We start from the raw sequence: 19,976 nt of genomic DNA, 5'->3' as shown, positions 1-19,976 counted from the left end.
CGCCGCAGCGTCGCCGCGGACTCCTCGGGACGCCGCGGACTAGTCAGGTCCCCGCCGGGTGGTGCGGGTCAGAAGACGTACCGCTCGGCGAGGCCGGGGTAGTCGAACTGCTCGTCGGCACCGAACCAGAGCTCGGACTCGTACTTCGCCTCGTCGACGCTGCCGGAGGCGTGCACCAGGTTGGCGATGGCCTTGCCGGTCGTCTCGGCGTACGCCTTCGACATGTGCGCGAAGTCGCCCCGGATGGTGCCGGGTGCCGCCTGCCCCGGGAAGGTCGGGCCGATCATGCGGCGGACGTTCGCGACCGCCTCTACGCCCTCCAGCAGCAGTGCCACCACCGGCCCCTGCTGCATGTAGGTGGCGGTGGCGTCGTAGACGCCCTTGCCGAACCGCTCCTCCAGGTCGAAGTAGTGCCGGCGGGTGAAGTCCGGGTCCAGCTGCTTCATCTTGATGCCGACGATCTTCAGGCCGGCGTCCTCGAAGCGCTGCACCAGGCGTCCGGTCAGCCCGCGCGCCACCGCGTCCGGCTTGAGCAGGACAAGAGTACGTTCTATGGCCGCCACCGTGGCGCCTCCTCGATCATCGGTCGGGCCTCGACGAGCTGGACGCGTGCCGAGCCCGGTCCCTGGCCGCCGGGTGCCCGCTCCAGCGACAGGCCGCTGAGATCACGATAGTAGTCGGCCCGGTTCGGTCGGTTCTGCGCTACCGCCGGCCCGGTGCCCCGGCCCCGCCCGACCGGTCAGTCGGCCGGTCGGGCGGGGCGGGCGGGCGCTGGCGGTGGCCGGTCACCGCCGCGCCGGTGCTCCGGCGCTGGCCAGCGGGGTCTGCCGGTAGCTGAGCCGGCGGAGCAACACCTCGGCCGGACCCCGCCGTCCCGCCCGGCGCATGGACTCGGCGAGCAGCACGGTGCCGAGCCAGACACCGAGGGCCACCGCCGAGGCGGCCGCGTCACCGAGCCGCCCGCCGAGCCCGCCGGCCCACGGCGAGAAGACGGCCACGAACGCCACGGACTGGAGCAGGTAGCAGGTCAGCGAGCGCTGCCCGCAGGCGGCGAGTGCGCTGACCACCGGACCCGGTGCACCGCCGAGGCCCGGTGCGTTGCCGAGGCCTGGTGCGTTGCCGAGCCGGTGCGCGAGCAGGCCGGCCAGTGCGGCGTAGCCGATGCCGGCGCCGATCCCGGTCACGCTGTGCAGGACGTACGCCGGTACGGCGGTGCCGGCGCTCCAGTCCGTCCAGACCTGTGCATCGATCAGCGCCAGCGGGGCACCGCCGAGCACCGCGATGCCGATCCCGCCCGCCGCGACCCGGGTCAGCAGCCGCCGGTGCCGGCCGGGCTCGTCGAGCAGCCGGCGCCGGGCGGCCCAGATGCCGAGCAGCATCGGGGTGACCACGTCCAGTGCCAGCATCGGCGTGAGTCCCGCCCAGGTTCCGACCCGGGGAAGGATCGCGGCGAGCGGGGACTCGACGGCGGTCGGCAGCGGCGCCGGGCCGTTCTCGATCATCGCGAGCGGCGGCAGGACGGAGATCGCGGCGAAGACCAGTGTCCAGAGCCCGGCGACCAGCAGCAGGGTACGGTCCCGGGCGCGGAGCATCCCGACCAGCACCAGCCCGAGCAGCCCGTACGCGGCGAGGATGTCGCCGAAGAAGAGCAGCAGCGCGTGTACGAAGCCGAACGCGATCAGCCAGCGGCTGCGTCGACGCAGCAGGCCGCGTACCTGTGGCCAGTCGGCGCCGGTGGCGGCATGCCGGTCGGCCAGCCGGACCATCCCGTAGCCGAGGAGCGCGGCGAACATCGGCAGTGCGCGGCCGTCGACCAGCAGCACCTGGAGTCCGGCGACCACCCGGTCGACGGTGCCGCCGTCGGTACGGTAGCCGCGGAAGAGGGTCTCGTGGCCGTAGAGGTACATGTGGGCGTGGGCCAGCGCGATGAGCAGCAGCATCGTCCCCCGGGCCAGGTCGGGGGCGAGTGCCCGGACTCCGGCGGCGGGTGGCCGGGCCTGCGCCGCCCCGGCGTCTCGCGGTGCGATGGTGAGGTCGGTCGGGTTGGATGGTCCGGACATGCTTCCCCCGTGATCAAGGCATGGGTGGGCAGGGCAGGTCGGCAGCAACGGCGACGGCCGTCGGGCGAGCAGAATCGCCGACATCGGCCGCCGCGATTAGCTACGCAGGTGTATCTAACCTGCCGCAGATAAGATACGCAAGCGTTTCCTACTGGAGAGGCAGCATGCAGGAGAGGGAACCCGGACCGGGGCCGGAACGGCGTACCCGGCGGCGCGGCGACGACCTGGTCCGGGCGATCCACGCCGCCGTACTCCGCCAGGTCGCCGAGGTCGGCATCGGCGGACTCACCATGGAGGGCATCGCCAAGGAGGCGGCAACGGCCAAGACGTCGCTGTACCGGCGCTGGTCGTCCCCGCGCGAACTGCTGCTCGACGCGCTGCACGAGGCGCACCCGCAGGAGGTGCCGTCACCGGGCGCGAACGACCTGCGCGGCGACCTGATCCGGGCCCTGACCCAACTCGTCGCCTGGATGACCACGCCGGCCGCCGCTGCCGTGGTGGCGCTCCTGATGGAACGGCAGCGCCACCCGGACCTGGTGGCGGCGTTGTACACCCGGGTCTTCGAGCCTCGGGGCGGCACCTTCACCAGTACGGTGCTGCGGCACTACGCCGCACAGGGCGAGATCGATCCGGCGCTGCTCACCCCGGTGGTGATGGACATCGGCGAGGCGCTGGTGCTCAAGTACAGCACCGACAACGACCACCTGCCGTACGAGCAGGTCCTCGCCGACATCGTCGACCAGGCGATCCTGCCGGCCGTCGGCATCGGACCGCCCGGCCGGCGGACAGCGGGGCGCGGTTGACCCGCCCGGCCCCGGCACGCCTCAGCGCCGCCTCAGCGCCGCCCCGGCACGCCTCAGCGCCGCCCCGGTGGGCCGGGAGCGTTGCCCCGGGTACGCCTCAGCGCCGCTCGGGCACCGTCATCTCGCCGAGGATCGACCAGTCGTCCTGCGGGACCGTGGCGTTCACGATCCGCGGCGTCTCGGCGAGGTACTCCGGCAGGCTCCGCTGCGCCTGCCGGAAGTGCTCCGAACCCACGTGCGCGGCACCCGCGTCGCCGTCCCGGAACGCCTCGACCAGCACGTACTCCGTCGGCTCCTCGACGCTACGCGACCACTCGAACCACAGGCAGCCGGGCTCGGCCCGGGTCGCCCGGGTGAAGTCGGCGGCGATCTCGGGCCACCGCTCGGCGTACTCGGGGAGCACTCGGAACTTCGCGGCGATAAAGATCAACTGGAACTCCTCGTACGACGGGACGGCTACCGGCGACAGGGGTCGTGTCCGCCGACCCTAGTGCCCGAATCCGTACCCCGGGCACGGCCGATCGCGGCCTTTTTCCGGTTATGGCCGGCGCCCGGGCGGGCCGTGTCCGACCCACCCCGAACCACCCGCCGACCAGCGTCACGCCCGACAGGGCAGGGACTAGGCTTGCCCGCGTGATCGAGGCGGACAACCCCGGAGCCGACGAGCGGCTGCGCCGAATCGAGGCGGTGACCGACTCCGCGCTGTCCCAGCTGGAAGTCGGCGACCTGCTCGACGAACTGCTGGCCCGGATCTGCGGACTGCTCGGGGTCGACACCGCCGTGATCCTGCTGCTCGACCAGCACGCTCAGCAGCTCGTGGCCACCGCCGCGAAGGGGCTGGAGGAGGAGGTCCGGCAGGGGTTCCGGATCGCTGTCGGCCGGGGGTTCGCCGGCCGGGTCGCCCAGGACCGGCAGCCGGTCGTGCTGGAACGGGTCACCCCGGCCGAGGTGGTCAACCCGCTGCTGCACGAGAAGGGCATCCGGTCGATGCTCGGGGTACCCATGTTCGCCGGCTCCGAGCTGGTCGGTGTCCTGCACGTCGGCACCCTCACCCCACGCCGGTTCGGCGCCGACGACATCCGCCTGCTGCAACTCGTCGCCGACCGGGCGAGCCTGGCCAGCCAGGCCCGGACGGGCAACATCGACCGGACCGCCGCCCTCGCCCTGCAACGCAGCCTGCTGCCGACCCGGCTACCGGAGGCGGTCGGCGTCGACATGGCCGCCCGGTACGTCCCCGGGCACCACACCGGAATCGGTGGCGACTGGTACGACGTCTTCACCCTCCCCTCCGGCTGGCTCGGCATCGTCGTCGGCGACGTCTCCGGGCACGGCCTGCCGGCAGCCGTGGTGATGGGCCGGCTCCGTAGCGCGCTGCGGGCGTACGCCCTGGAGTGTGACGACCCCGCCGACGCGCTCACCCGGCTCGACCGCAAGATCCAGCATTTCGAGGCGGGCAAGCTGGCCACCGTGCTCTATGCGCTGATCAGCCCGGACCGGACGGAGCTGCGGATCTCGCTGGCCGGGCATCTGGCCCCGATGATCGCCCGGCCCGGCGAACCGGTCGACACCGTGCCGCTCCCCATCGACCTGCCGCTCGGCACCGGGCGTCCGAGGGCCCGCCGGAGCACCACCGTCGAGTTCCCGCCCGGTGCCCTGCTGGTCTGCTACACCGACGGTCTCGTGGAGCGCCGGGACGAGCTCATCGACATCGGGCTGGAGCGGCTGCGCGCGGCGATCCGGCCCGGACCGGCGGAGACGGTCTGCGGCAAGATCATGACCAGTCTCGGCGTCGAGCAGCCGGTCGACGACGTGGCCCTGCTGGCCCTGCGCCGCGCCCCCGCCGCCGCCGCCGCCGATTAGTCAGCCACCGTCACCGGCCCGGACGCGGGCAGGCAGGGCTAGAGCGGCGGCAGTCCGAGGGCCTCGTCGACCCGGTTCAGCACCGCGACGTCGTCCGCGCCGACCCCGCGGAGCAGGTCGATCGCGGTCGCCCGGATCTGGCCCACGATCATGATGATCGGCAGCGGGGGCGTCCGGGTGAGCAGCCGCCCGGCGCTGCGTACCGCTGCCAGGGCGGCTGCGTCGGTCTGCTCGGCGTACCGGTCGGCCGCCTCGTCCTGCCCGCTCAGGTCGGCGGCGAGCGCCTCGCCCGCACAGCGCATCGCCTCGGCGAGCGAGTGCAGCGCCTCGGCCAGTTCCGGCGGGCTGGCCACCGGCAGCCGGGTCAGTGCCACGCCGGCGCGGGCCAGCACCCGCAGGTTGCGGACCGCATAGTCGACCTGCCGGGTGGACGCGTGCAGCGCGTGTACCCGGCCGATGTGCCGCTGCCGCCGTACGTGCAGCCGCAGCGCCTCCCCGGCGGCCAGTACCGCCGTCTGGAGCCGGTCCACCGCGGCGTCCAGGCCGCGGGCCCGGCCGAGGGCGGCGAGCGCCGCCGGTTCGTCCCGCCGGTCCAGCGCGTCGCTGATCTCGACGAGCAGCTCGGCCAGCGCGGCGAAGGTCTGCCTCGACTCGGCCAGCAGCGGGGCGAGCGGCTGCCGGGCGCTGGCCAGCTGACTCGCGGCCAGCGCCACCACCCCGCCGATCAGGGCGTCGACGAACCGGAACGGCACCAGCGCGTCGGTCGTCGGCGGCACCACCACCAGATAGAGGGCGGAGACCGTGGCCTGCACCACCGAGACGTTGCTCGCGCCGATCGCCGTGGCGAGCCCGACGGTCAGCAGTACGACGGTGAGGACCGTCCAGGTGGTCCGGCCGAGAGCCTGCACCACGAGGTCGGCGACGAGTACCCCGGCGGCGACCCCGAGCACCACCTCGACGGCCCGGCGCATCCGCTGTCCCCGGGTCTGGCCCAGCACGATCAGTGCCGCCGCCGGGGCGAAGAACGGCTGCGGATGGCCGAGCAGGGCCGCCGCGACCGCCCAGGAGACGGTCGCGGCGAGCGTCGCCTCGACCACCGGTACCCAGCCGTGGCGCAGCCGGTCCGCGACGGGCCGCAGCCATCCCACCGGAGAAACACCTCGTCCCGCACGATCGTTTCCCGCACGATATCCGCTGCCAGGGCGGCTGCGCGCGGCTGCCGGTCGGCGCGGGGGGGCCGGGGGCGGTAGCCTGCTCGCCGTGACCGGTGTCCTGCACTCGCACTGCTCGTACTGCGGCACCGCCTACTCGGCGCTCGCCTGGCCCCGGGTCTGCGGGCACTGCGGCCGGACCACCTGGCGCAACCCGTCCCCGGTGGCGCTGGCCATCCTGCCGGTGCTGACCGGGCAGGGCGTCGGCGTGGTGGTGCAGCGCCGCGACATCGAACCCGGGCGGGGCCTGCTGGCGCTGCCGGGCGGGTTCGTCGACTACGGCGAGGACTGGCGCGACGCGCTGGTCCGGGAACTCCGCGAGGAGACCGGCCTGGTCGCCGAGGCCGGCACGGCGGAGCTGTACGCGGTGCACAGCGCACCGGCGGCCGGCGCGATCCTGATCTTCGGCGTACTGCCGGCGCGGCCGGTCGACTCGCTGCCCGCCTCGGCACCGACCGAGGAGTCCACCGAGTGGCTGGTGCTCACCGAGCCGGCGGAGCTGGCCTTCGCCACCCACACCCAGGTGCTGGCCGAGTTCCTGGCCGCCAACCGACCGCCGACCCGGTAGTTCCCGTCAGGCGTCGCCGAGTGCCGCCCGGACGATCGCGCCGGCCAACTCCCGGGCCAGTTCGGGGCTGACCTCTCCCGGCGGGCTGCTGACCAGGGTGAAGAGCGCGCCGCCGTAGAGCGTGACGAGGGTCGGCACAGCCTCCGGCGGAATTCGCAGCCCGAGATCGGCGTGGTGCCCGGTGGTGAACGCGACCGAGCGTCGCAGCAGCCCGCGCAGCGCCTCCGCGAGGGCCGGCCGGCGCAGACTCTCCAGCCGGAGCTCGAAGATCGCCAGGTACCGGTCCCGGTACGTGGTGGCGGCGGTGAACAGCGAGCCGGCGATCAGGTCCACGGCACGCCCCCGGCTGCTCGCCGAGGTCGGCCGGTACGCCGATCCGGCCGCGTCCATGTCGGCGTAGTGCAGCTCGCCGACCCGGTCCGCCGCCGCGACCAGCAGCGCCTCCCGGCTGCGGAAGTAGTTGACCGCCGTACCCGTGGGCAGGCCGGCCCGTCGCTCGACCGCGCGGTGGGTGACTCCGTGCACTCCGGTCTCGGCGAGCAGCGCGATGGCGGCGTCGGCGAGTTCGGCCCGGCGCCGGGGGTTGGGTGGTGGCACACCCAGATGGTATGCCAACATACGTAGTACAACGATCGTAGTGAACGGAGAGTGTCGTGCAGGAGCCGAGTGTCGTGCGCGTGCCGAGTGTCGTGCGGAAGTCGGGTGTGTCGTCATGCAGGTGTTGATCGTCGGTGCCGGCGTCGGCGGGCTGGCCCTGGCGAACGGTCTACTCGCCGACGGGCACCGGGTCCGGGTGCTCGAACGGTCCGCCGGGCCGCGCACCGACGGCGCGGCGGTGACGATCTTCAGCAACGGCGCGGCTGCCGCCGCCGGCCTCGGCGTACCGCTGGACGGGCTCGGTGGCGACGTCGAGACGCTGGAGTTCTGCACTCCCGACGGGCGCCCCTTCGCCCGCGCCGACCTGCGGGTGCTGCACCGTGAAACCGGCTTCGGGGTGGCCACCGTGCCGCGCGCCGCGATCCTCGAACGGTTCGCCGCGGCACTGCCGCCGGACACCGTCCGGTACGGCTGCCCGGTGGCCGATCTCCAGGTGCGCCCCGACGGCGTGACCGTGGCCGGCGAGACCGGAGACGTACTGGTCGGCGCCGACGGCTACCGGTCGGTGGTACGCCACACCGTGCTGGACGGGTCCCCGGCCGTCCGGAACGGCTGGGTGAGCTGGCAGGGGCTGACCAGGGCACTGCCGCAGCTGGCCGGTGACGTGCACGCCCGGTGCCTGGTCGGTCCCGCCGGACTGTGCGGGCTGATGCCGGCCGGGTCCGGCCTGCTCCAGTGGTGGTTCGACGTACCCGAACCAGCTCCGCGGGACCGTCCCGTGCTGGACTGGCTGCGCGACCGGTTCGCCTCGTACGCCGAACCGGTCGGCGAGTTGCTGGCCGGGCTGTCCGGGTCGGACGTGCAGGCGTACCCGCACGTGCTGCACCGGGTGCCGACCCGTTGGGGAACCGGCCCGGCGACCCTGCTCGGCGACGCGGCGCACGCGTTCCCGCCGTCCCAGGCCCAGGGCGCCAACCAGGCACTGGAGGACGCCTGGCTGCTCCGCCGCGCACTGCGTACCCCGGACGACCCGGTCGGCGCGCTGCGCCGGTACGAGCGGACCCGCAGCCGCCGGGTACGCCGGATCTCCCGGCTCGCGGCGAGCGAGATCACCAACCGGCCGCCGGGGGCGCTGACCCGGCTCGCCGGCCGGGCGCTCAGCCCGACGGTGACCGCACGGTTGCAGCTGGCGAGGATCCGCTCGTGCAGCAGCGTCCTCAACGACGACGACGGCTGACCGCCGCCGCCGAACCACCGACCGGCGCGACCCACGCTCGGCGCGCCAGCCGGCTCAGACACCGGGCAGCTCAGACACCGGCAGCTCAGATGCCGGCAGCTCAGACACCGGGCGGCTCAGATGCCTAGTGCGCTGAGGTCGAGCCGGGCCAGCCGGTCGGGGTCGGCGAGCACGTCGACGGCGACGATCCGGTCGTTCGCGACGGTGAAGGCCATCACGAAGATCGGCCGGCCGTTCGCCGCCACCACCACCCCGGCGGCGCCGTTGACCAGCGCCGGCCGGACGAACGGCGAGAGCCGTCCGGAGGCGAGCGCCTGTCCCGCGACCGCCCGGGGTCCGTTCAGCACGAAGGTCAGGCGCGGCCGTGCCGTACCGCCGTCGGAGCGGAGCACGATCTCGGGGTCGAGGAGGGCGAGCAGTGCCTCGAAGTCGCCGTCCCGGGAGGCGGCGAAGAACGCGTCGACGACCGCACGCTGCCGGGCGAGGTCGGGATCGGGGGCCGGGGCCTGGCCGCGTACCCGACGGCGGGCCCGGCTGGCGAGCTGCCGTGCCGCCGCCGGAGTCCGGTCGAGCATCGGCGCGATCTCCTCGAACGGCACCCCGAACAGGTCGTGCAGCACGAAGGCGAGCCGCTCGGCCGGGTTCAGTGTCTCCAGCACCACAAGCAGCGCCAACCCGACCGAGTCGGCGAGTACCGCCTCGTGTTCCGGATCCGTACCCGTCGCCGGGTCGACGATCGGGTCCGGCACCCGTACGTCCAGCGGCGCCTCCCGGCGCGTCTCGCGGGACCGCAGCGCGTTCAGGCAGACCCGGGCCACCACCGTGGTCAACCAGCCCGGAAGGTTCTCCACCCCGTCGGAGCCGGCCCGGCTGACCCGCAGCCACGCCTCCTGCACCGCGTCGTCGGCCTCGCTGACCGAACCGAGCATCCGGTACGCCACCGCCCGCAACCGGCCGCGCTGCTCCTCGAACCGGTCCGTCAACCACTCGCGCTCGTCCACCCGGGTTACCTGTCCCTCCTCGCAGGGGTCACCGTAATGACCCGCCGGACCCGGCCGGTGTGACGGGCCTGCGGTGGGCCACCGATCCGCCAGGGTGGCCCTGCGGGTGCGGCAGAGGGTGGCCTGCGGGTGCGGCAGGCGGTATCCTGCTCGACGATGACTACCTCCTTGTGCAGATTGGGGGCCCGGTCCACGCAAGGTGAGTGCTGATGCACTCGATCGTGGACGGGAACTCCCGACTCTCCTTCTGGCGGCGGGTGCGCGAATTCGCGGTGCCGCCTTCCGTGATCGAACTGGCGACCGCCCGCCGTACCTCCGGCGACTGGGCCGGAGCCTGTGCCGCCGCGCGGGTCGACGTGGAACTGCGACCGCGCTCCGTGGCCCGCACCCACGGTCGCGAACTGGCCGCCCAACTCCGCACCGACCTCGCCCATCTCGCTCCTGACCTGCTGCGCTGGCATCTGCCCCGGGTCGCACCGGACGGACTGCTCCGACCGGGCCTGACCATCCCGCTGGCCCGGTACGTCGCGCCGGACGGCAGTACCCCGCAGCTGGTGGTCCGGACCCCGCCCAGCTGGGCGGACGGGGGTCAGCGGATCAGCCTCACGCTGTGGGACCCGAACGGGTCCGCGGCGTCCGGGCCACATCCGCATCCCCGTCCCGACCGGCTGTACCGGTTCGACCTGCACCGGCACCTCTGGGACGTACGCCGGGCCGGAGAACTGCGGGTCCGCTCCGGGGCAGCCCAGCCGACCACGACAGACCAGGCCGCCACGGCAGACTGGCCGACCACGGCAGACTGGCCGACCACGGCAGACTGGCCGACCACGGCAGACTGGCCGACCACGGCAGATCCGCCCGGTCTGGTGCCCGACCTGCCGCGTGGATTCGACTGCGCGGTGTCCCGGTGGGCCGCCGAGGCGCGCTTGCTGCTGGACGCGGAGGGGGCCGACGGCAGCACCGTCTCCGTCCGGCTCGGCTCCCGGCACCGGCTGCTGTTGGACCTAGCGCCGCAGCGGGAGGGCGATCCCGCCGGGATGCGGATCCGGGCGGTGCCGGCGCGTCGGCGCGGCCGTGGGCTGTCGCCGCTGCCGGTGCTGCCGGACGCGGCGACCTGGGTACTACCCGACCTGGTCCTGCTGCGGGCCGGGCTGATCCGGGTCGACCAACTGCATCCGCTCGTCGCCGCCGCGCTCGTGCCGGACCCGCCGGAGCGGGCCCGGTGCACCCTGCCGCCCATGCCGGTCGAGGACGTCGCCGATCCCGGGGTGGCCCCGGCCGGCGATCCGGTACCCGTGCCGGCTCAGCCCGTCCCCGGAAGCCCGGCGGCTGCGGGCGGCGAACCGGCGGCTGCGGGCGGCGAACCGGCGCTGCGGCTCGTCCGGTGCCGGGGCGGATGGCACCGGATCGGCCTGCGGGGCGGGACGCTCGTCGCGCTGGACCACGACCCCGCCGAGATCCGTCGCGAGGAGTTACTGGCCGCGCTGACCGGGACGCCGCTGTCGTGTCTGGAAGTGATCGACCGGGCACACCGGCATCCCGAGAACCTCGACGACATCCGGGCCCGCCTGGACCACGGCGACACCGACGGTGCCGTGACCGTCATCGAGCGGCTGCTGGGACCGGAGGCGCTGCTGCGTGGCGGCGCCCTGCGGGACGAGCTGGCGACGGCGGCGCTCCGCCAGGTCTCGCACGGACTGTACCGGGCCGGACTCGGCGAGTGCCTGCCCCATCCGGCCAGCGGCCTCACCGGACGCGCCCGCGAGCTGTCCCGGCCGGTCGCCCGCGCTCCGCGTACCTCCCGGGCTCGTCCCCGGCACGCCAGTCGCCGCTGACACACCCCGCACCTGCTCCCTCCCGACACCCTGCCTCCCGCGCGGCACCCTGCCCCCCTTCCCGCACCCGTATGGGGTGCCCGACTCGACCTCAAGGTGATCCGACATGCGAACCTCCCTGCCGTCCGCCCACTACTCCCCCGCCGGCCTCCCCCAACTCGACGTCGCCGCCGATCTGCTCGCGCTGCTGGGCGACACGTCGACCGAGCCGCGTCCCGACCCGCAACTCGAGGCGCTGACCCTGGCGGTCGCGGCCGACCTGCCGGTGCTGCTCTGGGGAGAGCCGGGGATCGGCAAGACCGCCGTCCTGCACCAGCTCGCCGCCGCGCTCGACCTGCCGCTGACCACGGTGATCGCCAGTGTGCACGAGCCGTCCGACTTCGCCGGCCTGCCGGTGGTCGGCGACGACCCGGCGGTGCAGGGGGTGCCGATGGCCCCACCGGACTGGGCCGTACGCCTGGTCCGGGCCGGCCGGGGACTGCTCTCCCTCGACGAACTCTCCACCGCGCCGCCGGCCGTGCAGGCGGCACTGCTCCGGGTGGTGCTCGAACGGCGGGTCGGTGCCCTGCGGCTGCCGCCCGGGGTGCGGATCGTGGCCGCCGCCAATCCCCGCTCCTCGGCGGCCGACGGCTGGGAGCTGAGCCCGCCGCTGGCCAACCGCTTCGTCCACCTACAGTGGACGTACGATCAGCAGGTCGTGGTCCGGGGTCTCGGCGGGACCTGGCCACGGGCCACCCTGCCCCGACTCGCCCCGGAGCGGCTGCCCGAGGCGGTGGCGTTCGCCCGGCGCGCGGTCTGCGGGTTCCTGACCGCCCGGCCCGGACTGGTCCACCGGCTGCCGGACAACGAGGCCCGTCGGGGCGGTCCGTGGCCCTCACCGCGCAGTTGGGACATGACCCTGCGACTCGTCGCCTTCGCCACCGCGGCCGACAGCTCCCGGGAGGTGCTCTCCATGCTGGTCCGGGGGACCGTCGGGGACGGCCCGGGGCTGGAACTGCTGGCCAGCCTCGACCGGCTGGACCTGCCGGATCCCGAGCTGCTGCTGGCCGCCCCGGGCCGGGCCGACCTGCCCGAGCGCGGCGACCTGCGGCAGGCCGTACTCGACGCGGTGGTGGCGGCCGTCCGAGAGCGTCCCGAACGGTCCCGCTGGGACGCGGCCTGGGAGCTGCTGGTCCGGGCGCTGGAGACCGGCGCACCGGATCTGGTGGTGGTCCCCGCGACCACCCTCGCCGCGCTCCGCGAACCCGACTGGGAGCTGCCGGAATCGATCGAACGACTGGCCGGTGTGGTGGCGCTCCGCCAGCGGGCGGACGAGGTCGCCACCCGGGTCGCCGCCACCGCCGGGGCCGGCCGATGAGCCTGCCGACCGGGGTGCTCGACACCGACAAGCTCTTCACCGCCCGGCTGCACGCGGCCACTGTCCGGCCCTACCTGGCGACGGCACTCTTCGCACTGCATCCCGTCGAGTCGCGGCGGGTGCCGACGATGGCGGTGGACCGGCACTGGCGGTGCTACGTCTCGCCCGGGTTCGTGGACCGCACCCCGGTGGAGGAACTGGCCGGGGTGTGGGTGCACGAGGTCTCCCACCTGCTCCGCGACCACCACGGCCGCAGCGACCTGGTGGCCGCGGAGCGTGGACTGGTCGGGCCGGGCGAACGGCTCCGGATGAACATCGCCGCGGACTGCGAGATCAACGACGACGTCTACGGCGACGGGCTGGCCCGCCCCCAGGATGCCGTCGGGCCGGCACTCCTGGGTCTGGACCCCGGTGAGCTGATGGAGGACTACCTGCGGCAGTTCCGGCTCGGGGCGCACACCCAGGACTTCGTCTGGCTGGACTGCGGCAGCGGCGCCGACGGGCTGGCCCGGGAGTGGGACCTGGGAGCCGACGGCGCGCACGGGCTCACCGCGCAGGAGCGGGACGCCGTCCGGTTCCGGGTCGCGCAGGGCATCACCGGCCGACCCGGAGCGGTGCCGAAAGGTTGGCAGCGGTGGGCGGAGGAGGCGTTCCACCCGCCGCAGCCCTGGCGGGATCTGCTCGGCGCGGCGGTCCGCTCGGCAGCCGCCAGCACCGGCGGTGGTGAGGACTACACCTACGGCCGGCCGGCCCGGCGCTCCGCCAGCCTGCCCGGGGTGATCCTGCCGAGCCTGCGCCGCCGGCCACCCCGGGTCAGCGTGGTGATCGACACCTCCGGCTCGGTCAGCGACGCCGAGCTGGGCAGCGCGCTGCTGGAGGTCGCCGCGATCGGCCGGGCTCTCGGCGGCCGGCGTGAGCTGGTCAGCGTACTGCCGTGTGACGTGGCGGCCCCGACAGTGCACCGGCTCTGCCGGGCCGAGGGGATTCCGCTGCTCGGCGGCGGGGGGACCGACCTGCGCACCGGGTTCGCGGCGGCGCTGCGGGTCCGACCCGCGCCGGACGTCGTGGTGGTGCTCACCGACGGCCAGACACCCTGGCCGACCGCCCGGCCAGCCTGCCGGACGGTGCTGGGGTTGTTCCCCCGGCAGCGCCGGGCCCGGTCCTGGTCCGAGACGGATCCCGAGTACGTCCCGGACGGGCCGCCGGACTGGGCCCGGGTGGTCGAGATCGGCGCCACCGGCGCCGGCCGTGCCCAGCACCGTTGACCCGGCAGCTCCGCCAGGCCCGAGCGCGGGAGGCGCCGGCGGGCGGGGCGCCGGCCGGCGGGATGGCGGCCGGCGTCAACACGACGCCGAGCGCGAGCGCGCCGGCGGTAAACCTTCGTCCAGCCATCTCTGCCCCCGTGCAGAATCGATCTCGACGGCGGAACTATAGCGGCGACGCCGGCACCCCGCCGCCCCGATCGCCGCCGCCGATCCGCCGGTCCGACCAGACCACCGGACCGGTCGGCCGACCGACCCGGGCGACGTGCAGCAGCCGCTCCGCCGGCACGCCCAGTACCGCACCGAGCGCGTCGCGGCTGGTCGGCTCGTCGACCAGCTGGCTCAGCGGATGGGCCGCCAGCCCGGCCGCGTGCAGGGCCAGCCAGATCCGCATCAGGGCCCGCCCGCAGCCGACCCGGGTCGTGGGATCCGTTACGGCGGGTCCGACCAGGACCAGCACGGCGCCGCCGAGCCCGAGCGGGTTGCCGGCGGCCGTGGCGAGCAGCCGGGGCAGCCCGAGCCGGCGCAGCACCGGGTACGCCGTCAGCGCCGCCCGCAGCCCGGTCGCCTCGATCCGGGACAGCCCCAGGCAGCGGTCGGTGAGCCCGTCGGCCCGGTAGTCCGGGTGTGCCGGGTCGAGGCGCAGCCAGTGCCGCAGCTCGCCGACGACGGCCGGATCGGCGTACAGGTGCCGGTCGGCGAGCCGGAGCAGCCGGGGCAACAGGTCGGCATCCGGTACCCGGCGTACCGTCGCGTCGACCTCGCGGGCGATCCCGTCGAGTGTCCCGACCAGCTCGGCCGGCGGCCCCGCCGAGAACCGGCCCCGGTGGGTACGCCGGCCGCGCACCCCGGCCGCGTCGAACACGGTGTGGTAGCGGTCCGCGGCCGGCCGCAGCCAGCCCACCCGCCGTCGCCGCGCCGAATGGTCGGCGACGAACTCCAGCCGCAGCCCGGCGTCGGCGGCCACCACCAGGCAGGTCTCCACGAACGCGCCGAGCGACAGCCACAGGTCCCGCCCGGACCGGTCGGCCGCCGGCAGCGCGTCCGCGGGGTCCCAGCCCACCCGGATCGCCTCGGGCCGGTGGTCGAGCCGCCACGGCTGGGTGTTGTGCGCGCTCGGCGCCCGCCAGCAGATCGGCTCCAGCGCGCGGAACGCCGCGATGTCCGCGACTCCTCGGCGGATGGCCGCCACGTCCGCGACTCCTCGGCTGCCGGGCACCTACAGCGCCTTCTCGTAGAAGGTGTACCCGTGCAGCGGCCGGCCGCCCATCGCGCGGAACTGTGCGGCCGAGGCGGGATTGTCCCGCCCGACGTACGTGCTGCGCAGCGTCCGGTATCCCCCGGCGTGCAGGTTGCGGCGCAGTTGCGCCGAGAGCAGCCGCTGGTAGCCGCGCCCCTGGTACTCCGGCAGTACCCCCTTGACGACGAGCACCGCCTCCCGCCGGTAGCGGCGCCGGGTCGCCAGCAGCCGGAGCCGGTTGACCAGGTTCAGGTCGCCCCGGACCCGGACCAGGAACTCGCTGAGGTCCGGGACGCAGAGCACGAAGGCGACCGGCCGGCCCGCCCGGGTCAGATAGAGCAGCAGCGACTCGTCCAGCAGGTACGCCAGCCCGTCGGTCTGCCGGCGCAGCTCCTCGATCGGGATCTCGGTGTAGTAGCCGAGCTGGGCGAAGGAGGCGTTCAGCAGCCCGTGCAGCATGTGCAGTTGCTCGTCCAGCCGGCGCAGGTCGCCCCGGTGCACCCGCAGCTCGGGATCCACGGCGGCGACGCCCGGACCACCGACGGTCGGCTCGGGGGTGACCGGGCAGATCCAGGTGTCCGACTCGAACCGCCGGACGAAGCCGTACGACTCGTAGGCGGTCACGTACCTCGGCGGGTTGTAGGCGCTGTCGACGAAGCCGCGGTCGGCGTACCCGGAGGTGATGACCCCGCCGGTCTCGTTCGGCAGCAGGGCCACCGGCCCGAAGAGCGTCTCCCGGTCGCCGGCCGCCCGGCCGGCGGCGGTGATCGCGTCGAGGAGCGGCTCCGCCGCCGGCTCGGTGAACTCGGTCAGCCCGAAGAGCTGGCACCGCCGGCCGAGCCGGGCGTCGAAGGCGGCGTCTGTGTGCAGGGTGGTCCGGCCCAGCACGGCACCGGTGCCGCCGTCCCGGAGCAGGTACATCGGCACGCCCGCCCGCCACCACTGGCGGATCTGCTGGTGGGTGTGCGGCACGAAGCGCCCGTCGTCCGGGTACACCCGGTCCGGCACCGCCAGGAACTCCCGCAGTGCGCGCCGGTCGGCGACGCGTTCCAGCGTCGCGGCGGCGGTCATCGCCGCACCGCCGGCCCGGCCGTCTCCGTCGACAGTGGAGTGAAGGTCGGGATGTGCGCCATCTCCGGCGTCTCGGCCCGCCACGCCCCGTTGGAGTAGCCGTCCGGCTCGGCGGTGTAGAGCCGGATGTAGCCGGCGCTCGCGTTCCGGGTGCCGTCGGTCACCCACGTCATCAACCTCCGGTGGTGTCGGGAGCGGGCGAAACGCAGCATCGCGTCCCGGTCGGCGAAGAACGCGATGGTGCCGAGGGTGAACGGAAACTCCCAGTAGACGGTGTGCCAGCGGTATCCGGACATCCGCCGGAGGTCCCGGACCATCCGGAGCCAGACCGGCCAGAGCCGCAGGATCGCCAGCGGACTCCGGTAGCGGGTGGCGCCGACAAACATCGCGCCGGCCCGGGCCTGCGCCGGGCTCGTCGTCGCCGAGCAGGGCGGCCCGGAGCGTCTCGTCGGTCCACATGCGACGGCGCAGCCAGACCGTGAACGCCGTCTCCGCGCCGATCCCGATGGTCAGGTCCGAGGCGCCGTACGCCGACCGTACCCGGTCGAACCGCTGCTCCAGATAGCCCCGCAGCGCCTCGGTCATCCCCTCTCCCCCGCAGCTCGCGCGGATGCGGTAGCGCGCCCAGTCGAAGCCGTCGGCGTCCAGCCGGTCCCGCAGGTGCTTCAGGAACGGCGGGTACGCGGTCACCAGGTAGTCGAAGTCCGGGCCGAACTCGTGCAGCGTGTCGACGATCCTGCCGAGGTCGGGGCCGGTGTTCTTCACCACCGCTATCCGGGCCATCGCCGCCCCGGTGGTGGTCCCGGTTGCCCAGGCGCCCATTGAGTAGGCGTTGATGACGAACGGCCGGCGCATCGGGAAGGCCAGGCTGGTGTAGCCGGCGATGTCGTGGTGCACCGTCCGCAGTTCCCGCTCGGAGCGCGGCCAGTTGAACGGCCGCCCCGACGAGCCGGCCGACTCGTCGACCACCACCCCCCGGTCCGGCAACCGGCCCGCCCAGCACCGCCGCGCCGCCCCGTACCCGACGACGTAGCTCTCCTTGTCGGTCTCCGGGTAGTCCGCCAGCTCGCGGCGGCCCCGCCGCCCGCCGGCGGCCGGCCGGGACGCCAGGAAGTCCCGGTACGCCGGCACGTCGAGCGCGGCGAGCGCGCAGACCGACCGGGCGGACGCCAGCGCCGTCCGGTCCAGCACCGGGTGGTACCGGCCGGCCAGCCAGCGCCAGCCGGCCGGATGGCGGCGGGCGAGCCGGAGCACCGTGTCCCGCAGCCGGGCGACGGACGACAGCCGGACCCGGCGCCAGCGCTCGCGGGCCGTCAGCCCGTCCCGCCGCACGGCCGAGGGCCGGGCGGCGGCTGCGGACGGGGCGAGGTCTTGGCGCAGCGTCTCGGTCATTCCCGCAGTCTTCGCGGGGCCGGTCGGCCGCACCTGAGCCTCGACGCGGACCCGGCACTGGGTATCCGTACCCAGTGTCCGTCCGAAGTGGCCCTACCTCTCGGCCCGAGGCTCAGCCTGCCGGTCGGGCGGGCTGGTCCCGCCACGGCAGCGGTTGGGAGACCCGCTGCCACCACCAGCGGTCGGGGCGGCGCGGCACGTCCTGCGCCGGCCCCAGCTCCGCCGCCAGCGCGGCACCCTCGTCGTCCTCGGTCCGCGCGACGAACTGCTGGTCGACCTCGCCGAGGGCGATCGCGAACGGCGTACGGGCCTGCTCCGGCAACGCCTGGCCAAGCTGGGCGAGTTCGTCGCGGAGTTCCAGGTCCTCCCGGTAGTACGCCGCCGGATACCAACCGTCCGGCGGCCACCCGGCGGCCATCCGGGCCACCATGCCCTCCCAGGCGCCGAGCCGGGTGCAGGCCTGCCACACCGCCTGCGACACCGCCGGGACGTCCGAGTCCGACCACGGCTTCAGCTCCGCGCGCAGCCGGTCGGTGACCGGGGTGGGCATCCGGTGTTCCCGGATCACCTCCGGCAACGCGGCCACCGCCAGGTCCGGGAAGACCGCCACCGGATGCTCGACCGCCTCGATCCGGTAGACCGACTCCTCGGCACCGCCGTCGTCGACGATCCGCGCCCGGGTACGGCGACCGTCCGGGGCCACCAGCCAGTACGCGCTCGGCAGCGGCTCCGGCCCCGGATAGACCACCACCGTCCCGAGCTGCTGTGCCAGCACCACCGCGACGACCGACTCGGGCGGCTGCGGGACGATCGTGTCGGTGGGATAGATCTCCAACTGCCAGTGCAGGTGGCCGGTGACCGGTGCGACGGTGCAGATCACCTGCGCCGACCAGTTGCGGTCGACGTCGTCGGAGTCGCCGACGTCGACCTGTTCGACGGGCAACGCGAAGAGCGTCGCCAGCGCCGAGACGAGCCGGTCCCGGTGCAGTTCACCGAAGATCATCAGGTAGTACGTCACGGCTCGTACGTCCCGTCGTAGATTTCCTTCGCCTTCGCGACCGCCTCCGGGTTGTTCAGGAAGCGGGGATTGTTCTGCAGTTGTGGCGACTGTGCCGGGTCGCCACCGACCCTGGTTATCTCCTTGAGCGCCGCGTACTCGTTACGGTCCAGCTTTACCACACCGTCACCGGAGTCGGGGAAGACCGTGCCGTTCGACTCGACACCGTACGAGCGGCCGTTCACCTCGTACCGCTGGGTTTCCGGGTTCCACCGCGCGTTGCCGGCGGCGATCTGCTCCACGTCGCCCCGGGCCGCGTCCTCGTACCCCCGCAGGTAGACCGTGCTGGGATCCTTGACCTCGCCGTTGCGCGACCCGGCGACGGTGTGCCGGGGGTGCGGGACCCGCAGGTCCCGGCCCCGGGCCGGACCCGGCACGTCGTCGCCGGCCCGGAACTGCTGCCTGCCGCGATCGCCCCCGCCGCCCGGCCCGCGTCCGCCGCCGCCGGCACGACCGCCCTGCATGCGTTGCCAGGCCTGGTCCTGGCCCTTGGCGACGCTCGCCGGTACACCGCCGGAATCTCCACGCTGCCGGGGGACGTTCCCGTCGCCTCCGCCACCGTCGTCGCCACCCCGTGGCTTCCCCGTCATGGTCGCCCTTCGGCCGTTCAGGTTGGTCCGGTACCGCAGGTCGGACACCGATCCGCGCCTGCTGCCGCAGGGCGGGACCCACCCGCAGCCGCTACCACCGGTCAGGGCCGACCCGCGTGTTCCGGATGTCGCGGTGCCGACGGCGTAGGCGCAGGGCAGAGCCGTCCTGCGCCCGCAGTCTATGGGTACCCGGGAACCGGCGCCGACCGCCGTCCGAGCCGACCGCCTCCGACGTTGCCCGCGCCCCCGTCGACGCCCTCGCCGGCATCGCCCGGTCGCCGGGGTCCGGTGCGGTCCGGTCGGACCTGGCCACCGGCATCCCCACCGTGGCACGCTCGACCCACGACGGGCGCTCTACCATGGGCCGGAGCATCGATCATCGGAGGTGGCGGGTGGTGTTCGGTCCACAACCCGGCGGTGGCGGCATCCTGGACCCCGACGGGGCCATGGAGCACCTCGCGGCGTGGAAGGGACGCCTCGACCGGCTGGCCGCGGACACCCGGACGATGAGCGACCGGCTCCAGCAGTTGCGGGTCACCGCCACCTCCGCGGACCGGATGGCCGAGGTCACCATCGACCACACTGGAGCCCTGCTCGACCTGCGGCTCGACCAGCGGATCCAACGGGTGGCGCCGGAGGCGGTGGCCAGGGTGATCATGAACACGATCGCCGACGCCCGCCGGAAGGCCGCCGCGCAGGCCCGGGAGATCCTCGCCGACACCGTCGGCACCGACTCTCCGGCGGCCCGGGCGATCGCCGCCCGGGCCGACCAGCAGTTGCGTGACCTCCAGACCGGAGAGAGCACACCCGACCGCGACCCCTACCGGTGGTGAGA

The 19,976-nt window shown here is 74.3% G+C and carries 18 protein-coding genes; 8 read left to right on the top strand and 10 right to left on the bottom strand.

From position 1 onward, the window contains the following. Positions 1–68: 68 nt before the first annotated feature. On the bottom strand, positions 69–563 hold the full coding sequence (locus O7626_RS05370; RefSeq protein ID WP_278059837.1) for a nucleoside-diphosphate kinase: 495 nt from the start codon (positions 561–563) through the stop codon (positions 69–71). A 222-nt stretch (positions 564–785) separates the two neighbouring features. Then, positions 786–2,060 (bottom strand): DUF418 domain-containing protein, encoded by a 1,275-nt coding sequence (locus O7626_RS05365; RefSeq protein ID WP_278059835.1) that lies wholly within the window; start codon positions 2,058–2,060, stop codon positions 786–788. 164 nt (positions 2,061–2,224) lie between these two features. Between O7626_RS05365 and O7626_RS05360 the strand changes: the two genes are divergently transcribed. Continuing rightward, entirely contained in the window at positions 2,225–2,863 is a 639-nt protein-coding gene (locus tag O7626_RS05360) for a TetR/AcrR family transcriptional regulator (RefSeq protein WP_278059834.1), read from the top strand. 97 nt (positions 2,864–2,960) lie between these two features. Here the strand turns inward: O7626_RS05360 and O7626_RS05355 are convergent, their stop codons facing one another. Next, complete coding sequence (locus O7626_RS05355) at positions 2,961–3,293, bottom strand: putative quinol monooxygenase (RefSeq protein ID WP_278059832.1); 333 nt, start codon at positions 3,291–3,293, stop codon at positions 2,961–2,963. Between the two features lie 203 nt (positions 3,294–3,496). Between O7626_RS05355 and O7626_RS05350 the strand changes: the two genes are divergently transcribed. Continuing rightward, a complete protein-coding gene (locus O7626_RS05350) occupies positions 3,497–4,723 on the top strand; it encodes a GAF domain-containing SpoIIE family protein phosphatase (protein ID WP_278059830.1) in 1,227 nt (408 codons plus the stop codon). 38 nt (positions 4,724–4,761) lie between these two features. Here O7626_RS05350 and O7626_RS05345 read toward each other — a convergent pair whose 3' ends face one another. Further along, on the bottom strand, positions 4,762–5,871 hold the full coding sequence (locus tag O7626_RS05345) for an FUSC family protein (RefSeq protein WP_278059829.1): 1,110 nt from the start codon (positions 5,869–5,871) through the stop codon (positions 4,762–4,764). Positions 5,872–5,983: 112 nt separating this feature from the next. On the opposite strand from O7626_RS05345, the gene O7626_RS05340 reads away from it, so the two are divergent. After that, the gene (locus tag O7626_RS05340; RefSeq protein WP_278059827.1) at positions 5,984–6,502 is read left to right on the top strand and encodes an NUDIX domain-containing protein; all 519 of its coding nucleotides are present in this window, start codon (positions 5,984–5,986) and stop codon (positions 6,500–6,502) included. Positions 6,503–6,508: 6 nt separating this feature from the next. On the opposite strand, the gene O7626_RS05335 is transcribed toward O7626_RS05340, so the two are convergent. Continuing rightward, positions 6,509–7,099, bottom strand: a complete 591-nt coding sequence (locus O7626_RS05335) for a TetR/AcrR family transcriptional regulator (RefSeq protein WP_278059825.1) — start codon at positions 7,097–7,099, stop codon at positions 6,509–6,511. A 115-nt stretch (positions 7,100–7,214) separates the two neighbouring features. Between O7626_RS05335 and O7626_RS05330 the strand changes: the two genes are divergently transcribed. Further along, entirely contained in the window at positions 7,215–8,336 is a 1,122-nt protein-coding gene (locus O7626_RS05330; protein ID WP_278059823.1) for an FAD-dependent monooxygenase, read from the top strand. Between the two features lie 116 nt (positions 8,337–8,452). On the opposite strand, the gene O7626_RS05325 is transcribed toward O7626_RS05330, so the two are convergent. After that, positions 8,453–9,337 carry a sigma-70 family RNA polymerase sigma factor gene (locus O7626_RS05325; protein WP_278059820.1) on the bottom strand — a complete coding sequence of 295 codons (885 nt, stop codon included), beginning with the start codon at positions 9,335–9,337 and terminating at the stop codon, positions 8,453–8,455. A 209-nt stretch (positions 9,338–9,546) separates the two neighbouring features. Between O7626_RS05325 and O7626_RS05320 the strand changes: the two genes are divergently transcribed. The 3 genes from O7626_RS05320 (at position 9,547) to O7626_RS05310 (ending at position 13,794) form a co-directional block, all read left to right on the top strand. Then, positions 9,547–11,172: a hypothetical protein gene (locus tag O7626_RS05320; RefSeq protein WP_278059818.1), complete on the top strand. Its 1,626-nt coding sequence runs from the start codon at positions 9,547–9,549 to the stop codon at positions 11,170–11,172. A gap of 106 nt (positions 11,173–11,278) precedes the next feature. After that, positions 11,279–12,529, top strand: coding sequence for a MoxR family ATPase (locus O7626_RS05315; protein ID WP_278059816.1), 1,251 nt, complete (start codon positions 11,279–11,281; stop codon positions 12,527–12,529). Continuing rightward, on the top strand, positions 12,526–13,794 hold the full coding sequence (locus O7626_RS05310) for a VWA-like domain-containing protein (RefSeq protein ID WP_278059814.1): 1,269 nt from the start codon (positions 12,526–12,528) through the stop codon (positions 13,792–13,794). The genes O7626_RS05315 and O7626_RS05310 overlap by 4 nt, the downstream gene beginning before the upstream one ends. Positions 13,795–13,957: 163 nt before the next feature. Here the strand turns inward: O7626_RS05310 and O7626_RS05305 are convergent, their stop codons facing one another. The 4 genes from O7626_RS05305 to O7626_RS05290 all read right to left on the bottom strand — a co-directional run bounded on the left by O7626_RS05305 (position 13,958) and on the right by O7626_RS05290 (position 19,141). Continuing rightward, the gene (locus O7626_RS05305; RefSeq protein ID WP_278059812.1) at positions 13,958–14,983 is read right to left on the bottom strand and encodes a nitroreductase; all 1,026 of its coding nucleotides are present in this window, start codon (positions 14,981–14,983) and stop codon (positions 13,958–13,960) included. A 27-nt stretch (positions 14,984–15,010) separates the two neighbouring features. After that, entirely contained in the window at positions 15,011–17,494 is a 2,484-nt protein-coding gene (locus O7626_RS05300) for a hypothetical protein (RefSeq protein ID WP_278059810.1), read from the bottom strand. 112 nt (positions 17,495–17,606) lie between these two features. After that, the gene (locus O7626_RS05295) at positions 17,607–18,512 is read right to left on the bottom strand and encodes a hypothetical protein (RefSeq protein ID WP_278059808.1); all 906 of its coding nucleotides are present in this window, start codon (positions 18,510–18,512) and stop codon (positions 17,607–17,609) included. Continuing rightward, complete coding sequence (locus O7626_RS05290; protein WP_278059806.1) at positions 18,509–19,141, bottom strand: hypothetical protein; 633 nt, start codon at positions 19,139–19,141, stop codon at positions 18,509–18,511. Before O7626_RS05290 ends, O7626_RS05295 begins: the two co-directional genes overlap by 4 nt. 395 nt (positions 19,142–19,536) lie before the next feature. Between O7626_RS05290 and O7626_RS05285 the strand changes: the two genes are divergently transcribed. Beyond that, a complete protein-coding gene (locus tag O7626_RS05285) occupies positions 19,537–19,974 on the top strand; it encodes a YbaB/EbfC family nucleoid-associated protein (protein WP_278059804.1) in 438 nt (145 codons plus the stop codon). The last annotated feature ends 2 nt before the right edge of the window (positions 19,975–19,976 follow it).

The organism is Micromonospora sp. WMMD1102, from assembly GCF_029626265.1.
Lineage (GTDB): Bacteria > Actinomycetota > Actinomycetes > Mycobacteriales > Micromonosporaceae > Plantactinospora.
This window is presented reverse-complemented; position numbering and strand designations above follow the sequence as displayed.

Excerpts from the sequence above, each read along its gene's own strand:
- O7626_RS05330 (WP_278059823.1), top strand. The coding sequence starts at position 7,215 with ATGCAGGTGTTGATCGTCGGTGCCGGCGTCGGCGGGCTGGCCCTGGCG.
- O7626_RS05365 (WP_278059835.1), bottom strand. The coding sequence starts at position 2,060 with ATGTCCGGACCATCCAACCCGACCGACCTCACCATCGCACCGCGAGAC.
- O7626_RS05360 (WP_278059834.1), top strand. The coding sequence starts at position 2,225 with ATGCAGGAGAGGGAACCCGGACCGGGGCCGGAACGGCGTACCCGGCGG.
- O7626_RS05320 (WP_278059818.1), top strand. The coding sequence starts at position 9,547 with ATGCACTCGATCGTGGACGGGAACTCCCGACTCTCCTTCTGGCGGCGG.
- O7626_RS05310 (WP_278059814.1), top strand. The coding sequence starts at position 12,526 with ATGAGCCTGCCGACCGGGGTGCTCGACACCGACAAGCTCTTCACCGCC.
- O7626_RS05290 (WP_278059806.1), bottom strand. The coding sequence starts at position 19,141 with ATGACGGGGAAGCCACGGGGTGGCGACGACGGTGGCGGAGGCGACGGG.
- O7626_RS05315 (WP_278059816.1), top strand. The coding sequence starts at position 11,279 with ATGCGAACCTCCCTGCCGTCCGCCCACTACTCCCCCGCCGGCCTCCCC.
- O7626_RS05300 (WP_278059810.1), bottom strand. The coding sequence starts at position 17,494 with ATGACCGAGACGCTGCGCCAAGACCTCGCCCCGTCCGCAGCCGCCGCC.